The organism is Luteococcus sp. H91 (assembly GCF_038433135.1).
Lineage (GTDB): Bacteria > Actinomycetota > Actinomycetes > Propionibacteriales > Propionibacteriaceae > Luteococcus.
Genome location: NZ_JBCDMV010000022.1, coordinates 1 through 19,033, shown reverse-complemented (window position 1 = coordinate 19,033; position 19,033 = coordinate 1). Strand labels below are relative to the sequence as shown.

Below are 19,033 nucleotides of genomic sequence, written 5' to 3'. Positions count from 1 at the left end.
CCAAGGAGAACCATGAACGTCCCCTTCACCCCCCTGCATGACGGAAAGCAGATCCCCCAGCTGGGCTTCGGCGTCTGGCAGGTGGAGAACGACCAGGCCACCCCCGCCGTCGCCAAGGCCCTCGAGGTGGGTTACCGGCACATCGACACCGCCGCCATCTACGGCAACGAGGAGGGCGTCGGCAAGGCCATTGCCGAATCCGGCATCCCCCGTGAGGAGCTGTTCATCACCACCAAGCTGTGGAATGACAAGCACCACGCCGCCGACGCCCGGGAGGCGATCGAGACCAGCCTGACCAAGCTCGGCCTGGACCACGTCGACCTCTACCTGATCCACTGGCCCGCCAACGTGAAGTTCGGCGACGCCTACATCGAGGCCTGGGATGCCATGCAGCAGTTCAAGGCCGAGGGCCTGGCGACCAGCATCGGCGTCAGCAACTTCAACGTCGAGCACCTGGATGCGCTCAACGGTGAGACCCCGGTGATCAACCAGGTGGAGCTGCACCCGACCTGGCAGCAGGCCGAGCTGCGCGCCACCCACGCCGAACGCGGCATCATCACCGAGGCGTGGAGCCCACTGGGCCAGAGCAAGGACCTCACCCACGACGTGATCGGCACCATCGCGGAGAAGCACCTGGCCACGACGGCCCAGGTGATCATCCGCTGGCACCTGCAGCTGGGCAATGTGGTGATCCCCAAGTCGGTCACCCCCGAGCGGATCGCCGCCAACTTCGACGCCTTCGGTTTCGAGCTGGACGACGCCGACATGCAGGCCATCTCCGCCATCGCCTCGGACAACCGGATGGGGGCCAACCCGGCCGAGGCCGACTTCTGAGAGACATCCCTGCGAGCCCGGGGAGACTTGTTCACCCGCAAGAAACCCGGGATCGCTAGGGTGTCATCATGCGTCTGTCCACAATTGGTTGCGGGTATCTGGGCGCCGTGCACGCTGCGTGCATGGCCGAGTTGGGCCACGAGGTGATCGGCCTTGATGTCGACCAGGCCAAGGTGGACAAACTCGCCCGCGGTGAGAGCCCCTTCCACGAGCCGGGTTTCCCTGAGGTCCTGAAGCGCAATGTGGACTCCGGCCGGCTGCGCTTCACCACCGATCCGGCGGAGATCGCGGACTGCCAGATCCACTTCATCGGTGTCGGCACCCCGCAGATGCAGGGCCGCTATGCCGCCGACCTGAGCTATGTGGAGGCCGCGGTGGAGAGCGTGCTGACCCATGCCCAGCCGCAGGATGACCGCCCCGTGCTGATCGCCGGGAAGTCGACCGTGCCGGTGGGCACCGCGGAGCAGATCGAACAGCGCTGCGCCGCCTCGGGCAAGAACATCGCCGTGGTGTGGAATCCGGAATTCCTGCGGGAAGGCTTTGCGGTGCAGGACACGCTGCACCCCGATCGGATCGTCTACGGCCTGCCGGAGGACCGGGAGCAGGGCGAGCAGCTGAAGGACCTGTTGGACGAGTGCTATGCGCAGCTGCTGGCCGAGCAGATCCCGCGGCTGGTGACCAACTACCCCACCGCCGAGCTGGTGAAGGTGGCGGCAAACTCCTTCCTGGCCACCAAGATCAGCTTCATCAACGCGATGGCGGAGCTGTGTGACGCCACGGGTGCAGATGTCACCAAGCTGGCGGAGGCGATCGGCTACGACGACCGGATCGGCAAGAAGTTCCTGCGCGCCGGGATCGGTTTCGGCGGCGGCTGCCTGCCCAAGGACATCCGGGCCTTCATGGCCCGGGCCGGCGAGCTGGGCGTGGACCAGGCGTTGACCTTCCTGCGAGAGGTGGATGCGATCAACCTGCGACGCCGGGAGACGGCGGTGGAGATGGCCGCGGACCTGTTCGGTGGCCGCCTGGTGGGCCGCAAGGTGGCGGTGCTGGGGGCTGCGTTCAAGCCGGACAGCGACGACCTGCGCGACTCGCCGGCACTGGACATTGCGACCCGACTGTGGGCGCGCGGCGCCGACGTGGTGATCACCGACCCGGCCGCGGGGGATGCCCTGCGTCGAGCCCGACCGGATCTGCACGTCGTCGACACCGTGGAGCAGGCCGTGAAGAATGCCGACGTGGTGATGGTGCTCACCGAATGGAAGGATTTCACCGAGCTCGATCCCGAGGAGATGCGTCCGCGGGTGCGCGAGGCGCACATCATCGACGGCCGCAATGTGCTCGACCCGCGGCAGTGGACTGCGGCCGGCTGGCACTACCAGGGAATGGGCCGCGGCGTCTCCACCTGGTGAGCTGAAAGCCTGCTGAGTACCGACACTCATTTACTGCCTGCATTGGCATTCACCCCAAACACCGCAAGTCAACTCTGGCAAGCGGTTGCGAGCCGGAAGACGGGCATTGTCCGGTGGTTCTGTTTGGTGCCCCCGCATTCCTGAGGGTGCCTCAGCGACACCCTCGACGGTAGAGTCCGGATCGTAGTTCGGGGGCAATGCGTATCGGGAGAATATGCGCTGAGCCAGCTACACCTGGCGTGGGCCCGCCCACGACAGAACTGTCTTAACTCGGGGGAGTCAAGAGTGCGGCACGAACCTGTGCATCCGCCCCTTGATGACCGCCCGTCTCCAGGGGTGGAGCACACAATGCTGTTGAAGAACAATGTCAGCCCGACCAGGCTGCGGATTCCGCGCCGGGTCACCCATCGTTCGCGCGCCTTCGCGCCGTGGATCCTGGTGGTCACCGACACGCTCACGATCCTGCTGTCGACGCTGATCGCGCTGGCCTTCCGGAATCTGGTGCCCGGTTTCCAGGACCTGTCCCAGGTGCACTACAGCGTCTCGACCATCTGGCCGCTGGCCGTGCTCATCTGGGTGGCCTGCCTGTTCAGCGTCGGGGCCTATTCCGACAAGAACCTCGGCACCGGCACCGACGAGTACGCCCGCACCATGCACTCGAGCCTGATGGCGGCCGCCTTCATCGGCATCGTCTGCTACCTGACCAAGTTCGACCTGTCCCGCGGCTTCTACATCCTGCTCTTCCTGATCGGGACGCCCATGCTGGTTCTGACCCGCTGGATGGTGCGCCGGGTGATCCACATCCTGCGCCGCAGGAGCTGGCTGACCCGCCGCGTCGTGCTGGCCGGCAACCCGGAGAACATCCAGGAGATCCTCACCGTCGCCCAGCGCGAGACCTGGCTGGGCTACTACGTCGTCGGTGCCCTGTTGCCCGAGGGCGTCGCCCGTGGAGACCTGGACCTGCCGGTGCTCGGCACCGTCGACGAGGCCCTGAACGTGGTGGACTCGCGGGACATCGACATCGTGATCTTCGCCAACGGCTCCTTCCCGTCGTCGCGCGGCTTCCGCCGGATGGCCTGGCAGCTGGAATCCCACCACTGCCAGATGGTGGTGGCCCCTGCCCTGACCGACATCGCCAGCCAGCGCATCCAGGTGCGGCCCGTCGCCGGCATCCCGCTGGTGTTGGTGGAGCCGCCCACCACCCAGCAGGCGGGCCGCTGGGGCAAGCGCCTGTTCGACATCGTCTTCGCATCCCTGATCCTGCTGGCGATCAGCCCGATCATGATCGCCACCGCGCTGGCCATCTGGCTCGACGACCACGGCCCGGTGATCTTCAAGCAGGTGCGGGTGGGCAAGAACGGCGAGCACTTCGAATGCCTCAAGTTCCGTTCGATGGTCACCAATGCCGAGGAGATCCTCAAGTCCCTGCAGAACCAGGGCCCCAATGCCGTGATGTTCAAGATGGAGAATGATCCGCGGATCACGAAGGTGGGCCACTTCATCAGGCGCTTCTCCATCGATGAACTGCCGCAGCTATGGAATGTGGTTCGCGGTGACATGTCGCTGATCGGCCCCCGCCCGGCGCTGCCCAAGGAGGTGGCCCTCTACGCGCCGCACGTCAACCGACGCCTCGAGGTGCGTCCCGGCCTGACCGGCCTGTGGCAGGTCTCCGGCCGCTCCAACCTGAGCTGGGACGACACGGTCCGGCTGGATCTCTACTACGTCGACAACTGGTCCATGACCCAGGACCTGTCGATCCTGGCGCAGACGGTCAAGGCCGTGCTCGCCTCCGACGGCGCCTACTGACAAGCCCGTCCCCCACAATCCAGCACCACCCACTGGACGCGCCGCCAGCCTCTCCCGGGCTGGCGGCGCGGTGCTGTCTAGCGACCCGCCACTGCGTCGCGGACGCCCGGCTCCGGGTCTCCCAGCGTCGGAGTACGACGCGATCCCACATCCCAGAGCATCTTGTAACTGGCGGGCAGCTCGCGCACCGCGAAGCGGGTCCAACCCAGTCGCCAGAGCACCGGCACATTCTGGAAGCGACCCGTGGCCTGCACGCTCCAGTCCCCCACCCCGTGCGCGTCGACGCCGACCAGCCGGCAGGTGGTGACGGCACGGGGCAGGTGATAGCCCTGACTGATCACCACCAGCCGGTCCACGCCGAAGATCTTCTTGGCCCGCACGCAGGAGTCGTAGGTGTCGAAACCGGCAAAGTCCATCACCACGGCGGCCGGCGGAATGCCCGCCTCCACCAGGTAACGCTTCATCCCCTCCGGCTCGTTGTAGTGCTCCTCGCCGTTGTCCCCGCTGACCAGCAGCACCTTCACCAGCCCGCGACGGTAGAGCTCGGCCGCCGTGTCCAGCCGCCCCTTCAGATAGCGCGATGGGCGGCCGTCCGGATTCACCTGGGCCCCCAGCACCAACGCGACATCGGCCCGCTGGCCGGAGTCCGCGTACTCCTCAACCGAGTCCGTCCGGCCAGCCGAGCCGGCGGTGAGGGCCAGCCAGGGGACGCCCAGCGTCACGGTGGCGACGGCGGCCACGGCCACCACCACCTTGCGCCGGCGTCCCCAGCGGGCCATCAGATGGCCTCGCCGTCAGCGGTGATGGTGAAGCTCTGGTCTGCCAGGTTGGCCACCAGCTCGGCGACGTGGTCACCCTTGCGCCAGGTGATCTGCAGCGTGTCGGCGGCGGTCTCGGCCACCGTGCACTCAGCATCCCAGCCGAAGGCGCCGAAGCTGTTGCGGAAGCGCAGCAACTCCATCTGGCGTTGCACCAGCGGGGCGGCCAGGAGCTCGCCGATCTGCTCGGCCGACAGGTTGGTGCGGTTGATCTCCTTGTGCCCGCCGGCCCCGGCCCGCTCGACGGCCGCATGATCATTGCGGCCGCCGAACAGGTCCAGGTACCAGACCTGGGGCTTGCCGGGCATGAAGAGCTGGATGGCGCGGGCCAGCAGCATCGCGTCGTCGCTCTCCCCCAGCGCCGAGTAGTAGGTGGCATTCACCTGGTAGTACATCTTCTTCTCGCCGTGCAGGTCCTTGACGTAGCCGCCGCGGCCCTTGACGGTGGCGATCAGCGCGTCGATCTCGTCGTCGGTCAGCAGGCCCTTGAGGTCCAGCAGCGGGATGCCGTCGTGGCAGCCCAGCATGTTCACCGTGCGCAGCTGCTTGGTCAGGATTTCTGCGATCCAGGCCTTCAGATGGCCGGCGTTCTTGCTCTCCAGGGCGTCGATCACCAGGCCGGGCAGGAAGAAGTCGTAGGTCAGGTAGCCCTTGCGGCTGATCAGCTCGTGGATCTTCTCCTCATAACGGGAATGGATCTCGGGCAGCAGCTTCAGGCCGCGCTCGGTGGCCAGCTGGTTGACCTGGTCCAGCAGTTGCCAGGTGCCGGGATCGTTGAGGAAGTTCTTCTCCCCCGGCTCCTTGGGGGCGTAGGCGAAGGCGTCCAGCCGGACGATCTCGGCGCCATAGCCCGCCAGCTTGTCCAGCACGTCGGCATAGAAGTCCCAGACCTTGGGGCTGTTGATGTTGAGGTCCATCTGGCCCAGGTAGCGCCGGCCAGCCTCCAGGTGCTCGACGACATCATTCCACTGTTCAAGATCAACATCGGCACCAAGATCAACTGCCATGTCCGACGGGGACATTCCCTCGTCGAGGGCTCCCTTGATGCTCTCGGCCAGCCGCACCGCGGTCTGGTACTGCAGCCCGGCCACCCCCATCAGCGTCTGCGCATCCGGAGCGGTGTAGCGAACCTCCTGGTAGAAGGTGTTCCAGTAGGGCTTCTCGGTGCCGTCGGGCATCCGCACCATCAGGATCGGCAGGCCCGGCTTGCGGAAGAACATGTCCTTGATCAGCTCGGCGTCGGGCTGGACGTACCCCTCGGGCGTCATCTCGCCATGGCCTTCCCAGAAGGCATTCCAGTCGATGAAGAAGTCGGCGTACTCGCTGCGTGCCCCCTTGGCCAGCAGGTCCTGGAACTGGGGACTCAGCACGGAGGCGTGGTTCAGGATGAAGTCGAACTTCAGCTTGATCCCGGCCGCGCGCAGGGCTTCCAGGTCACCGGGGCGGGTGTAGGTGGTGGACAGGTCGTAGTCGATCACCGAGAAGCCGCGGTCCAAGTCCGTGTTGAAGACGCTGGGCAGCACGTAGGCGCTGGTGAAGGCCCCGGCGACGGCGGGATCCGTGAGGAAGTCCACCTCGTCGCCCAGGGTTCCGCCCATGCTGTCCGGGTAGAAGTTGATCATGGCGCCGGGCTCGGGCAGGTCCGCGCCCATGCTCTTCAGGTAGTCCGCGTGGCTGATGATCTCGCCCGCCTTGTTGATGATGATCTTGGCATGTGGCGCCCGGGCATGCAGATGATCTTGCTCGATTTCCAGCACCATCGTGGTGAAGGGGCTGTCGGTGGCACCGTCGCGGGCCCGGGAACGACGATGCGCCAGGGTTTCTTCCGGGGTGGAGTTCAGCAGGATCGCGAGGTCGACGCCATGCAGGTTGGCCGAATTGCCGTGGGTCCACTCGATCACCAGCACCTGGGTTTCGCGCACGTCGACGTCGTCATACCAGAGCTGGTCCAGCTCGCGACCCATCCGCTTGAGGTGCAGGCTCTCGGCGCCGCCGTGGAAGGCGGCCAGAATGCCGCTGACCTCGGCGAAGTCGATCTCCTGCTCGCTGCCCAGGTAGCGCTCCAGCGCCGCGGCTCCGCCACCCTGGTAGGCCGCCAACCAGGGGTTCTCGGCGCGCCGCGCCGGGTCGGCGTCGCGGTCATTCGCCTGCAGCTGCGCGAGCGTCTGCTTGGCCTGCTCGTCGTAGCCGCCAGAGGCCACCAGGGCCTTGAGGCCCTCGCTGCGGAAGACCCGCAGCCGCTCCGCGTCGTTGTCCCGCGGAATCCGACGGGGGTAGTTGTCCCCGCTGAGCACATAGCTGCCCAGACCGTTGTGGCGCAGGAATTCGGCCAGCACCGAGGCGGTCTCCGACTTGCCGACACCGGAGCCGCCGTGCACCGAGATCACCGCGCGCCGGTGCGGGGAGTCGGCCAGGATCTGCTGCAGCTGCGGCCACAGCTCGCCGAAGATGGTGGTGGCCTTGGCCACATGGTCCTCGCCGATCTGCACCTTGTCACCGGGCATGTCCCCGGTGGGGATGGCGGCGGTGTCGGTGATGGTGGGCAGGCTGAAGTCAGCGTCGCTCATGAGGTGTCCCCATTCTGTGGTGCGTGCACCCAGCCTAGCCAGCGTCACTGACTCCCGGCAGTGATCACGGCCGCTGCGTGCCCCGTCAGCGCTGGGCGCGCAGGAGCCGGGCCAGCAGCCAGCCGCCGACGACGCCGAGCACGATGAACACGACGATCTTCGTCACGACCTGCGCCACGCCGAGTTCCCGGTAGACCGGCCAGAGCAGGACTGCTCCGCCGATGCTCTGGACGGCAACAGCGACGCACACGACCAAGACGCTCGCACCCAGGACGAGCCCCAGGCCGGTGCGTCGGCGCAGTTCGACGGCCGTGACGAGGATCATCGGGCCGACGATGCCCATGTCCAGGGCGTAGGTGATCTCCGTCGAATAGACCTCGGCCATGGAGAGGGTTGCGTGGTTGCCCCACGACGCGACGATGTCGGGCAGCCACGCGACGACGAGTGCCACGCCGCCGAGCGCGAGAAAGACCGTCAACGCTCGCCACGGCAGCTGCCACGAGTTGTGGGCGGCGAGGTCATCGCGATCGGTGGCGAGCAGGACCCCGACGAAGGCGAACGTCGTCGTGCCGAGCATGGCGTACTGCAGCAGGGCTCCGTAGTAGTAGGTGGAGCCGGCGGCGAGGCTGAGCGTGTAGTACGTCGACCCCGCCAGCAGGGCGATCAGCACGAGTCGCCACGCGCGGCGGTCGGCCCGACGCAGGGCAAGGAGAACCAGGGGGCAGGCGAGCAGGTTGACCGCGTCCACGCCGGTGAAGATCCCCGCCCTGAGCACGGATTCGCGGGCGTAGAGGCCGGCGCCGAAGATCTCGACGCTCTGCCCGTAGCGGTTGACGAGCGTGCTTTCGTGGCCAGGGCGGTAGGTGGCGACGGCGATCAGGCACCAGATGGCCGTCAGGGCGGTGGAGGCCCAGACCAGGCGGCGGGTCGCGCCGGGAATCTCACGCATGGCGGGTCGCCAGCATCTCGTCGGCCTGGGTGACGCCGCGTTCCAGCGTCGCCAGCGTGGTGGCCAGATCCGCGAGGGAGAGGCCGTCGAACAGTTCTCGCAGCAGGCTCTCGCCCAGTTCAGCATGCTCGGCGAGCCAGGTCTCGGCGCGCGGCGTGACGATGAGTTCCCACTTGCGCCGGTCGCTGGAGCGTCGTCGCTCGACCCAGCCGGCGTCCGCCAGCGTCGCGACCATCTTGGTGACGTTCTGGTGGCTGGTGCCCATGATGTCGGCGACCTGCCGGACCGACGTCACCGGCTGCTCCAGGCTGCGCAGGACGATCAGCGTCAGCCACTGCTTGCCCGTGAGATCAGGGCCGACGGTCACATCCGTCAGCCGCTGGATCCGGTTGCTCAGAAGGATGGTGTGGCCAAAGACCTGTTCGGCAGTGGAGTTCCACGTCATGGCCCCAGTGTACAACTAGTTGTATAACACTTCCCGAGTGCCAGCCAACGACGGCGCCCCGCCCTCCGATGCGAGGACGGGGCGCCTCTGGCGTCGAACCGGAGGTTAGCTCACTTGGAACGCTGCGCCAGGTAGTAGTCGATCAGCGCCCGGGTGGAGGAATCCTGCTGCTTCTTGGCTTCCTCGTCGCCCTGGACGGCGGGGGCGATCTTCATGGCGAGCTGCTTGCCCAGCTCCACGCCCCACTGGTCGAAGGAGTCGATGCCCCAGACGATGCCCTGCACGAAGGTGATGTGCTCGTAGAGGGCGATCAGCTGGCCGACCACGGCCGGGGTCAGGGCCGGGGCCATGATCGAGGTGGTGGGCTTGTTGCCGGCGAAGACTCGGGCCGGGACGATGTGCTCCGCGGTGCCCTCGGCGCGCACCTCGTCGGCGGTCTTGCCGAAGGCCAGCGCCGCGGTCTGCGCGAAGAAGTTCGACAGGAAGAGCTCGTGCACGTCCACGTCGCCATCCTTCGTCGCGTGCGCCGGGTTGGCGACGGCGATGAAGTCGGCCGGGATCAGCTTGGTGCCCTGGTGGATGAGCTGGTAGAAGGCGTGCTGGCCATTGGTGCCGGGCTCTCCCCAGAAGATCTCGCCGGTGCCGGTGGTGACCGGCGTGCCGTCCCAGCGGACGCTCTTGCCATTGGACTCCATGGTGAGCTGCTGCAGGTAGGCGGCGAAGCGGTGCAGGTACTGCGCATAGGGCAGCACGGCGTGGCTCTCGGCGCCGAAGAAGTTGGTGTACCAGACATTCAGCAGACCCATGATCAGCGGGACGTTCTTGGCTGCCTCGGTCTCGCGGAAGTGCACGTCCATGGCGTGCATGCCGGCCAGGAAGTCCTGCCAGTTCTCCTTGCCGATGGCGACGATCACCGAGGTGCCGACGGCGGAATCCACCGAGTAACGGCCGCCCACCCAGTTCCAGAAGCCGAAGGCATTGGTCGGATCGATGCCGAAGGCCTCCACCTTGTCCAGCGCGGTGGAGACGGCGACGAAGTGCTTGGCGATGGCGCCCTTGGCCTGCTCCTCGGAACCGTCGATGGCCCCGGATTCCTGCAGCTTGGCCAGCAGCCAGTCACGCGCCATCCGGGCATTGGTGAGGGTCTCAAGGGTGGTGAAGGTCTTGGAGGCGACGATGAACAGCGTCTGCTCCGGATCCAGGTCGGCAACCTTCTCCGCGCAGTCATTGGGGTCGATGTTCGAGACGAAGCGGGCGTCGGGGCCGGTCTTGTAGGGCTTGAGCGCCTCGTAGACCATCACGGGGCCAAGATCGGAGCCACCGATGCCGATGTTCACCACCGTGGTGATCGGCTTGCCGGTGACGCCCTTCCACTCGCCGCTGCGGACCTTGTCGGCCCAGACGTAGATCTTGTCCAACACCTCGTGCACGTCGGCCACCACGTCCTGACCGTCAACGGTCAGCTCGGCGTCCTTGGGCAGGCGCAGCGCGGTGTGCAGCACCGCGCGATCCTCGGTGACGTTGATGTGCTCGCCGGTGTACATCGCCTCGCGACGGCCGGGCAGGTCAACCTCGTCGGCCAGCTTCAGCAGCGCGGCCAGGACGTCATCGTCGAGGAAGTTCTTGGAGAGGTCGACGTGCAGGTCTGCCGCGTCGAAGGTGTAGCGCTGGGCTCGCTCGGGATCGCTGGCGAAGGCACCCTTGAGATCGGGGGTGAACGCGTCGTGCAGCGTGGTCAGGTCCGTCCAGGCGGACGTGGTGGTGGCATCAACCGGAGTCGTCATGGCCACCAGCCTACCGACGAGGATCAGCCGACGGTGATGTGAACGTGGTCGAAGTGATTTGCCGTGGCCGAGCCGCGGTCACCCATGGAACGCCAGCCCTCGCCAGCGCGCTGGGTGGTCCAGATCTGCTGGGAGTAGATCACCTCGGTGATGCCCAGGCTGGAGGCATTGGCGCGGGCCCAGCGGGCCACCTGCCAGCCGGCGTCGCCGCTGACCATCACGTCGAGGGCCCGGCCGCTGCCATGGGCATCGCCGGAGCCGCGGGAACCGCCGAAATTGGTGATCGACGGGAAGGTGGAGCACACGGCCCGGTGCACGGAGACGGCGGCGCCGGTCAGGCCGGACTCCACGGAGCTGGAAGCACAGGCGGCGGAGCCGGTCTTCTTGACGGCACGCGCGGCGGTGGACTGGTCACTGGACCCCGAAACCCTGGCCCGGCTCTCGCGCCGCGGGGAGCTGTCATCCGACTCCTCGTCGCTGGCAGCCAGCGTGGTGCGGCTCGGCGTGGCCACAGCCTGCGCCTCATCCTTGGGCTTGGCCAAGCTGAGGTAGCTGGAACGCACCCACCCGGGCGCGCCATCGAAGGAAACCTGACGCCAGCCGTCCCGACGCAGGTCGGTGACGCTGACCTCGTCGCCCAGGCCGATCGTGCCGATCTTCTTGGACTCGATGCTCGGCTGACGGCGCACGTTGAGCACCTCGGTGGCGTAGCGCGTGCCCACGACGTCGCTCAGCGGAATGACGGTCTCCGTGCTGGCGCTCGGCGTCGAACGGACCGTCGGGGTAGCCGTCGCACTCGGCGTGGCGCTGGCGGAGGTCCTGACCGAGGAGGCCACCTTGGAGGTGGCGGTGCGGGTCGGGGACGGAGTGCGGGTCGCCGACGGAGTCCGGGTCGCCGTGGGCGTCGCGCTGGGGGTCGCCGATGCACTCGGCGTCGCAGACAGCGTGGGGCGAGCCGTCGACCGGGTCAGCGGCTGCGGCTGGGCCGTGGTGGCGCGAGGACCGGAGGATTCCGCCATGTCCTCACTCGCGGAGCTGGGAAGCAGCACGGCGCCGCCGATGGCAATGGCCAGTCCGGCGACGAGGGCAAGGGGCGCGATCAACTGTCGGACGCGACGGGGTTCATCCTGGAAGCCGTCCTCGCCATCAGGGATCGCCTCGGCGCTGGTGTCGTCGGGGTTCTCGAGCTGGGCGCGGTCCGGGTCGGTCACGTCGTGTCCTTCGTTATGGGAGCTTTTCCTGAGACAATTGTAAAGAAAGTCTGAGAGATTCCCAAAACTGTCTCAGGCGACGTTCACGCCAGCACTGCTTGGCGTAGCCAGGCCCCCATTGCCCGCCGCGTCCCCTGCTCATCGTCGGTGCTCAGGTAGCGCATCGTGACCCCGTCGACCACCATCAGCAGGGCATCGGCGAGCCGTGCCCCATCACCGGGCTCGGCGCCGCCGTGGATGGCGTCGATCTTGTCAGCCAGCAGGGTCACCCGCGCGGCGCGCCACTCGGCCGGCAGGGAACGCAGCTCCGGCGACCGCAATGCCTGGTCCACCAACTCGAGCAGTCCCAGATGCACATCCCGTCGGGCCACGACGTCGGCCAGGTGCTGCTCCAGTACGCCGTTGCACAGGGCCTCCAGCGAGTCCCCGTGGATCTCGAGCCCCTCCAGCCGCTCCCGTTCCGACTCCTGGAGCGTGGTCATCGCCTCCCGCAGCAGTGCCTGGTGGGACTCGAAGGCGTAGTGGAAACTTGCCAACGGCATCCCGGCCTCGGCCGCAATCGCCCGGGTGGTGGCCGAGGCCAACCCCTGTTCCCGAATCACCGTGAGGGCCGCAGCGATCAGCTTGTGCCGACGCTCCGCCAAACTCATTCTGGTCATGCCGGTACCTCCAACTCGCAGCCCCCGTGGACCCGACGCCCCCGCGCCGGGCTGCTGCGGTCGCTCCAGTCTTGCATCGCAAAGCCGCTTGTCGCGACTTCCGGCGGGCGATACCCGGGGTGAGCTCAGACCTTTGCCCAAGTCATCCGTCCACCTGGCCCTGGCCGCGACCCGGATAGGGTTGGGCCATGGCCCAGCAACCCGTGAGCGACCCCACCCCCCAGCCGAACTCCGGCTGGCAGCACGGCTCCAGCTCCACCCCGTCGCCCCAGACCTCATCCAACCGCCTGCCGTGGGTGTTGGTGGCAATGCTCACCGCCCTCAGCGTCGTGCTGGCGGCCATGCTCGCCACCCAGAGCAGCGAACTGAAGAGTCTGCGCGCCCAGCAGCCCGCCTCCGCCCAACCCGTCGCCTCCGGCTCCGCCGAGCCAGCGGCCGAGGCACAACCGTCGCAGAATCCCGAGGCGATCGCCGCCATGAAGAAGCTGCCGCGTCGTGCCCCGGAGGATCCCACCGCCAAGGGCAAGGTGGACGCGCCGGTGGTGATGATCGAGTGGTCGGACTTCCGCTGCCCCTTCTGCTCCGTCTGGTCCCGCGAGACCGCGCCCAAGCTGCAGCCCTACATCGATTCCGGCAGCCTGCGGATCGAGCACCGGGATCTGGTGCTCTTCGGCGTCGAGTCACTGAACACCGCCATGGCCGCCCGGGCGGCCGGCAACCAGGGCAAGTTCTGGGAGTTCTACGACGCGGTGCACGCCAAGGCGCCCACCAGCGGTCACCCCACCATCAAGCAGGCCGATCTGTTGGCCTTCGCCAAGACCGCGGGAGTCCCCGATCTGGCCAGGTTCACCAAGGAGTCCACCAGCGCCGAGACCCGGGCCGCCGTCGCCAAGGACGACGCCGAGGCCCGCAAGCTGGGTCTGAACGGCACCCCGGCCTTCGTGATCAACACCACCTACCTGTCCGGCGCGCAGCCTCTGGAGGTCTTCAGCCAGGTGATCGAACAGAACGGTGGCAAGAAGTAGTTCAGTCGTCGACGGCGGTGCGGAAGGTCTGGCAGCGCTCGCGCAGGCCTCCCAGGGATCCGCTGGTGAAGGCGTCGCCGATCAGCGCTTCGTCCAGCCACAGCGCCACCGCGCCGGCTTCGGCCCAGCGTCGGGCGGAGTAGGCGCCCAGGCCGCCGCGGGCGCAGATCGTCGCCTCGGGGGCCAGTGCCACCAGGGCCTCGGGGTAGCCGGAGCCCATCACCTCGGCCGGCACCACCACGACGCCGGAGACCCCGAGCTGCCACGCGGCGCGCACCTCGGTAGGGGTGAGGGCGGCGACCAGCACCGGGCAGCCGGCCCCCTTGGCGCGGGCCACCAGCTCCCCGTCCGGGCCGCACAGGCTGACGAAGTCGGCACCAGCGTCCAGTGCCCCCGCCAGGTCATCCGGACCGGCCACATCGTGCACACCGACGCTGGCCCTGGGCCCGAAGATGCCGCGCAGCCGGGAGACTTGCTCGACGTGGGAGACGGGCAGGCTGAGCGCCTGGATTCCCTCCTGCACCATCACTTCGACGGCGGCCACCAGCGACGGCATCGCCCGGTCGGGCAGGGTGGCAACCAGCTTGCCGCGCAGCAGCAGATCGGGCAGCGGGGCGGGCTGGGCGACGTCGTGGTTGGTGCTCATGACAGCCATCTTGCCGCACCGGTGTTCACCGCTGCCGGTCGCGTTCACCCAGCCAGAGCCAGGTCAGCCCGCCGACCAGCGCAATCAGCCCGATGGCCAGCGGCAGGTCGCCAATGCTGCGCCCCCAGGTGGCAAGCCGGTTCTCCAGGTGGAACTGGCTGGTGGCATCCAGCAGTCCACCGGACTGCCCGCCGGTGACCAGCAGGAAGATGCCCAGCGCGACGAAGACCAGGCCGGTGACCAGCTGGCTGACGGTGGTGTGCACGGGCCCCAGACCGAGCGGACGGGGTCTCAACCAGGCCCGCTCCCCCAGCCGGAAGCGGTCCCAGAGCAGGCTGATCAGCATCAGTGGCAGCGCCATCCCCAGCGCGTAGACGGCCATCATCAGCCCCGCCAACAGCGGTTTGCCGCCCATCGCGGCCAGGGTCAGCACCGATCCCAGGATCGGCCCGGTACAGCCGCTGGCCAGGCCGTAGCTGGCGCCCAGGGCCAGGATCGCCAGCGGGGTGGCCGGATCCGTGCGTCGGCCACGTGCCAGACCGGGCATCGGGAGACTGAGTCCGGCCGCGGTGACCAGGCCGAGCACCACCAGCACGACGCCTCCGATCCGCAGCAGCGTGCCGGCGTCGCGCGCCAGCACCTGCCCCAGCGAACCGGCGGCCAGCCCCAGCGGCACCATCACCGCCAGCAGGCCGGTCAGGAAGAGCAGCAGCCGCCCCACCATGGTGCCCGTGCGGTTGAAGGCGAAGGCGAAGAAGCTGGGCAGCAGCATCGCGGCACACGGGCTGAAGAGCGCGGCGAGGCCGCCCAGGAAGGCGACGGCGAAACTGGTCTGGCCCATGCGGCCAAGGCTAGCTGGCGTCGGACATGGGACGATGGAGCCAACATGCGCCTCATCGACCAGCTCCCCGCCCTGGGCTCCAATCCCGGACCCGACGCCATCTACGAAGCCTTCACCACCTGGGCCAGCAGCACCGGCATCACGCTGTACCCGCACCAGGAGGAGGCGATCCTGGAGATCCTCAGCGGCAACAATGCCATCGTCATGACGCCGACGGGCTCCGGCAAGAGCCTGATCGCGCTGGCCGCACACTTCTCCGCCCTGGCCACCGACGGGGTCAGCTTCTACACCGCGCCGATCAAGGCCCTGGTCAGCGAGAAGTTCTTCGCCCTGTGCGACGTCTTCGGCGCGACGAATGTCGGAATGGTCACCGGCGACGCCTCGGTGAATGCGGATGCGCCGATCATCTGCTGCACCGCGGAGATCCTGGCCAACATCGCGCTGCGCGAGGGGCGGACCGCCGACGTCACCCAGGTGGTGATGGACGAGTACCACTTCGTCGCCGACCCGGATCGTGGCTGGGCTTGGCAGGTGGGCGTGACGGAACTGCCGCAGGCGCAGCAGATCCTGATGAGCGCCACCCTGGGCGATGTCTCGCAGCTGAGCAAGGACCTCACCCGTCGCTCCGGCCGACAGACCGCGGTGATCGCCGATGCCGTGCGCCCCGTGCCGCTGGTCTACCGCTGGGCGCTCACCCCGATCCACGAGACGGTGGAGGAGATCGTCCGCAGCGGCGAGGCGCCGGTCTACATCGTGCACTCCACCCAGGCCGCGGCGCTGGAGCGGGCGCAGGCACTGCTCAGCGTGAAGCTGGTCAGCACCGAGGAGCGGCATGCGATCGTCGAAGCGATGGGCCACTTCCGCTTTGCGGGCGGCTTCGGGCAGACCCTGAGCAAGCTGGTCCGTGCCGGGATCGGCGTGCACCACGCCGGGATGCTGCCGCGCTACCGACGTCTGGTGGAAACCCTTGCCCAGCAGGGTCTGCTGAAGGTGATCTGCGGCACCGACACCCTGGGCGTCGGGATCAATGTGCCGATCCGCACCGTGCTGTTCACCGCCCTGACCAAGTTCGACGGCCGCCGGATGCGCACCCTGCGCAGCCGGGAATTCCACCAGATCGCCGGGCGGGCCGGTCGGGCCGGATTCGACACCGTCGGCTATGTGGTGGCGCAGGCCCCGGAGCACGTCGTCGAGAACACCAAGTCGCTGGCCAAGGCCGGCGATGATCCCAAGAAGCAGCGCAAGGTGCAGCGCAAGAAGCCGCCGGAGGGCTTCGTGAACTACACCGAGGAGGGCTTTGCCAAGCTCATCGACTCGGTGCCCGAGACTCTGCACGCCCGGATGAAGATCAGCAATGCGATGCTGCTGAACCTGGTGGAGCGCGACGAGGACACGGCCCAAGCCGTGGTGCACCTGATCGAGGAGTCGGTGGCCGACGAGCGCACCCAGCGCCAGCTGAAGCGACGCGCGGTGGCGCTGGGCAGGTCACTGATCCAGGCCGAGGTGGTCGCCCGGCTGGACCCGCCGGATCCGTCGGGCCGTCGCTACGAACTGGCGGAGAGCCTGCAGGACAATTTCGCGCTGAACCAGCCGCTCAGCGCCTTCGCGATGGCGGCCTTCGACCTGCTGGACGCCGAATCGCCGGACTACGCGCTGGATCTGGTCAGCATCATCGAGGCGACGCTGGAAGACCCGATGTTCGTGCTGATCCAGCAGCAGTACAAGGCCCGTGGTGAGGCTGTCGCCGAGATGAAGGCCGACGGCTACGACTACGAGGAGCGGATGGAGGCGCTGGAGGACGTCGAGTGGCCCAAGCCGCTGGCCGACGTGCTGGAGCACGCCTATGAGGCCTACCGCCCCAGCCACCCGTGGATCACCGAGAACCAGCTCAGCCCCAAGAGCATCGTGCGCGACATGTTCGAGCGGGCGATGACCTTCGGTGAGTACGTCGCGCACTACAAGATCCAGCGCAGCGAGGGCCTGCTGCTGCGCTACCTGTCCGACGCCTACCGGGCGCTGCGGCAGAGCGTCCCGGAGCGCTTCGTCACCGAGGACCTGACCGATCTGGTGGAGTGGCTGGGCGAAGTGATCCGGCTGACCGACTCCTCCCTGCTGGACGAGTGGGAGGCGCTGACCGATCCCGACTCCGACCCCGAGGGCCGGCTCAAGGCCCTCACCCACCCCGCCGAGAAGCGGCACCCGGTGACCGGCAATGAGCGGGCCTTCACCGTGCTGGTGCGCAATGCGCTGTGGCGACGCGTCGAGCTGATGGCCTATGACAAGGTGGACGAGCTGGCCGAGCTGGAGGCCCGCGATCCCGACGTCGTGATGGACGCCGACGCCTGGGATGCCGCGCTGGGCGCCTACTGGGACCAGCACGACGACATGGGGCTCGATGGCGATGCCCGCGGCCCGAAGATGCTGCGGATCGAGAAGTTCGGCGGTTCGGGTGGCCAGCCGCGGACCTGGCGGGTGGCGCAGATCATCGACGACCCGGAGCACGACCACGACTGGCAGCTGCAGGCCTCGATCGACCTGGATGCCTGCGACGAGGCCGGGGAACTGGTGCTGCATGTGCTGGGTTTCAGCCGGATCGACTGACTAGGCTCTGGTCATGGAAATCACCAGCACGTCCATCACCGAAGGCGCCGACATCGCCCTGACGTATGCCGAGCAGGGTGCAGGCGGCCAGAATGTCAGCCCGGAGCTCAGCTGGAGCGGTGCCCCGGAGGGCACCCAGAGCTTCGCGATCACCATCTACGATCCCGATGCCCCCACCGGTTCCGGCTGGTGGCACTGGGTGGCCGTCGACCTGCCCGGCGACGTCACCTCGGTTCCCGAGGGCGGTCCGCTGCCCGACGGTGTGCGGGAATGGGTCACCGACTACGGCTACGAGGGCTACGGCGGCCCCTGCCCGCCGCCCGGGCCGGCGCACCGCTACATCCACACGGTGCACGCCCTGCCCTTCGACAAGCTGCCGGTGCCCGACGAGGCCACCAGCGCGCAGGTGCGCTTCACCATCCTGGCCAACGAGCTGGCCAGCGCCAGCATCACCGGGATGTTCGCGATCGCGGAGAGCTGAGTCAGGCCGAGCTGTCAGGCCGCGGCCTTGCGGGCCTGGGCCAGCGCAGCGTCGAGCCGATCCACCTGGGCCTGCCGCCAAGCGGCCGGGTAGCGCTCGCGCTGCGCCAGTGGCTGCTTCGATTCGGGTAGCGCGAGTTCGTCGCGCAGTGCCTGGCTGGCGGGGATCTCCTGCAGCAGGTGGCTGCGCTCGGCGGGGAGCTTGAGCGCGTCAATCCGGGTGGTGACCCGACCGGCCACGGTGCAGCCGATCGCCGGATCGTAGAGCCCTCGCCCGGCGGCCATCGCCTCGGCCTGTGCCTTGGCGACGGGGGCATGCCAGGCATCCGCCCGGCGCACCACGATCGCGGCGGTGTAACCCTGCCGGGCCAGTTCGGCGCCCGCCAGCCGACCGTCACTCAGCCGCACCGCAGCCAGGGTGCGGCCGTAGCGGTCGGTGCGAGGGCCGTCGTAGAGCAGCTCCACCTGACTACCGCGCGGCAGCAGCTTTGTCAGCGCCTGCCGGGCCTCTGGCCCCAGGCATTCCGCGGCGACGCCGGGCTTGTGGATCTCCGGGGTGTCCACATTGAGTAGTCGCACCGTGGTGGGGCGGCCGGCCAGTTTGACCTGCAGGGTGTCGCCGTCGCTGACCCGCAGGACGCCGGCGCGCACCACGGCCTCCGATGCCGAGGGGCTGACTGGGGCGGTGGAGGCGGGCGCGGTGGTCAGGTTCCCGTCGCGCCAGCGCCGCCACCAGACCGGCCCGACGATGGCGCAGAAGAGCGCCACCACCAGCAGCGCGGCGATGACCTCTCCCCTGGCCCGTGAGTGCATCCCCCGATGGTGCCAGTCGCCGCCGTGCTTTCCCAACCGCGACGTGGCGCGGGGGGGGGGGGGGGGGGGGGGGGGGGGGGGGGGGGGGGGGGGGGGGGGGGGGGGGGGGGGGGGGGGGGGGGGGGGGGGGGGGGGGGGGGGGGGG

The 19,033-nt window shown here is 68.3% G+C and carries 16 protein-coding genes; 6 read left to right on the top strand and 10 right to left on the bottom strand.

Going from position 1 to position 19,033, the window contains the following annotated elements:
- Nucleotides 1-12 precede the first annotated feature (12 nt).
- From AAEX57_RS11940 to AAEX57_RS11930, 3 genes are all read left to right on the top strand, one after another.
- Nucleotides 13-834: an aldo/keto reductase gene (locus tag AAEX57_RS11940; protein WP_342092359.1), complete on the top strand. Its 822-nt coding sequence runs from the start codon at nucleotides 13-15 to the stop codon at nucleotides 832-834.
- Between the two features lie 68 nt (nucleotides 835-902).
- Entirely contained in the window at nucleotides 903-2,243 is a 1,341-nt protein-coding gene (locus AAEX57_RS11935) for a UDP-glucose dehydrogenase family protein (protein ID WP_342092358.1), read from the top strand.
- 348 nt (nucleotides 2,244-2,591) lie between these two features.
- On the top strand, nucleotides 2,592-4,049 hold the full coding sequence (locus AAEX57_RS11930; protein ID WP_342092357.1) for a sugar transferase: 1,458 nt from the start codon (nucleotides 2,592-2,594) through the stop codon (nucleotides 4,047-4,049).
- A gap of 77 nt (nucleotides 4,050-4,126) precedes the next feature.
- On the opposite strand, the gene AAEX57_RS11925 is transcribed toward AAEX57_RS11930, so the two are convergent.
- The 7 genes from AAEX57_RS11925 to AAEX57_RS11895 all read right to left on the bottom strand — a co-directional run bounded on the left by AAEX57_RS11925 (nucleotide 4,127) and on the right by AAEX57_RS11895 (nucleotide 12,482).
- Nucleotides 4,127-4,801 carry a SanA/YdcF family protein gene (locus tag AAEX57_RS11925; protein WP_446721143.1) on the bottom strand — a complete coding sequence of 225 codons (675 nt, stop codon included), beginning with the start codon at nucleotides 4,799-4,801 and terminating at the stop codon, nucleotides 4,127-4,129.
- 26 nt (nucleotides 4,802-4,827) lie between these two features.
- Nucleotides 4,828-7,434 carry a sucrose phosphorylase gene (locus AAEX57_RS11920; RefSeq protein WP_342092355.1) on the bottom strand — a complete coding sequence of 869 codons (2,607 nt, stop codon included), beginning with the start codon at nucleotides 7,432-7,434 and terminating at the stop codon, nucleotides 4,828-4,830.
- An 85-nt stretch (nucleotides 7,435-7,519) separates the two neighbouring features.
- Complete coding sequence (locus AAEX57_RS11915; RefSeq protein WP_342092354.1) at nucleotides 7,520-8,383, bottom strand: hypothetical protein; 864 nt, start codon at nucleotides 8,381-8,383, stop codon at nucleotides 7,520-7,522.
- Entirely contained in the window at nucleotides 8,376-8,828 is a 453-nt protein-coding gene (locus tag AAEX57_RS11910; RefSeq protein WP_342092353.1) for a MarR family winged helix-turn-helix transcriptional regulator, read from the bottom strand. The genes AAEX57_RS11915 and AAEX57_RS11910 overlap by 8 nt, the downstream gene beginning before the upstream one ends.
- A gap of 110 nt (nucleotides 8,829-8,938) precedes the next feature.
- On the bottom strand, nucleotides 8,939-10,612 hold the full coding sequence (gene pgi / locus AAEX57_RS11905; protein WP_342092352.1) for a glucose-6-phosphate isomerase: 1,674 nt from the start codon (nucleotides 10,610-10,612) through the stop codon (nucleotides 8,939-8,941).
- 23 nt (nucleotides 10,613-10,635) lie between these two features.
- Nucleotides 10,636-11,823, bottom strand: a complete 1,188-nt coding sequence (locus AAEX57_RS11900; RefSeq protein WP_342092351.1) for an SH3 domain-containing protein — start codon at nucleotides 11,821-11,823, stop codon at nucleotides 10,636-10,638.
- Nucleotides 11,824-11,906: 83 nt separating this feature from the next.
- The gene (locus tag AAEX57_RS11895) at nucleotides 11,907-12,482 is read right to left on the bottom strand and encodes a TetR/AcrR family transcriptional regulator (RefSeq protein ID WP_342092350.1); all 576 of its coding nucleotides are present in this window, start codon (nucleotides 12,480-12,482) and stop codon (nucleotides 11,907-11,909) included.
- Between the two features lie 188 nt (nucleotides 12,483-12,670).
- Here AAEX57_RS11895 and AAEX57_RS11890 point away from each other — a divergent pair, with 188 nt between their 5' ends.
- A complete protein-coding gene (locus AAEX57_RS11890) occupies nucleotides 12,671-13,507 on the top strand; it encodes a DsbA family protein (RefSeq protein WP_342092349.1) in 837 nt (278 codons plus the stop codon).
- Between the two features lies 1 nt (nucleotide 13,508).
- Here the strand turns inward: AAEX57_RS11890 and AAEX57_RS11885 are convergent, their stop codons facing one another.
- Nucleotides 13,509-14,153 carry a bifunctional 4-hydroxy-2-oxoglutarate aldolase/2-dehydro-3-deoxy-phosphogluconate aldolase gene (locus AAEX57_RS11885; protein WP_342092348.1) on the bottom strand — a complete coding sequence of 215 codons (645 nt, stop codon included), beginning with the start codon at nucleotides 14,151-14,153 and terminating at the stop codon, nucleotides 13,509-13,511.
- Nucleotides 14,154-14,178: 25 nt separating this feature from the next.
- Entirely contained in the window at nucleotides 14,179-14,994 is an 816-nt protein-coding gene (locus tag AAEX57_RS11880; RefSeq protein WP_342092347.1) for a cytochrome c biogenesis CcdA family protein, read from the bottom strand.
- Nucleotides 14,995-15,039: 45 nt separating this feature from the next.
- On the opposite strand from AAEX57_RS11880, the gene AAEX57_RS11875 reads away from it, so the two are divergent.
- Nucleotides 15,040-17,595 carry a DEAD/DEAH box helicase gene (locus tag AAEX57_RS11875; protein ID WP_342092346.1) on the top strand — a complete coding sequence of 852 codons (2,556 nt, stop codon included), beginning with the start codon at nucleotides 15,040-15,042 and terminating at the stop codon, nucleotides 17,593-17,595.
- Nucleotides 17,596-17,608: 13 nt separating this feature from the next.
- A complete protein-coding gene (locus tag AAEX57_RS11870; RefSeq protein ID WP_342092345.1) occupies nucleotides 17,609-18,076 on the top strand; it encodes a YbhB/YbcL family Raf kinase inhibitor-like protein in 468 nt (155 codons plus the stop codon).
- A 14-nt stretch (nucleotides 18,077-18,090) separates the two neighbouring features.
- Here AAEX57_RS11870 and AAEX57_RS11865 read toward each other — a convergent pair whose 3' ends face one another.
- Nucleotides 18,091-18,888 (bottom strand): thermonuclease family protein, encoded by a 798-nt coding sequence (locus tag AAEX57_RS11865; RefSeq protein WP_342092344.1) that lies wholly within the window; start codon nucleotides 18,886-18,888, stop codon nucleotides 18,091-18,093.
- Between the last annotated feature and the right edge of the window lie 145 nt (nucleotides 18,889-19,033).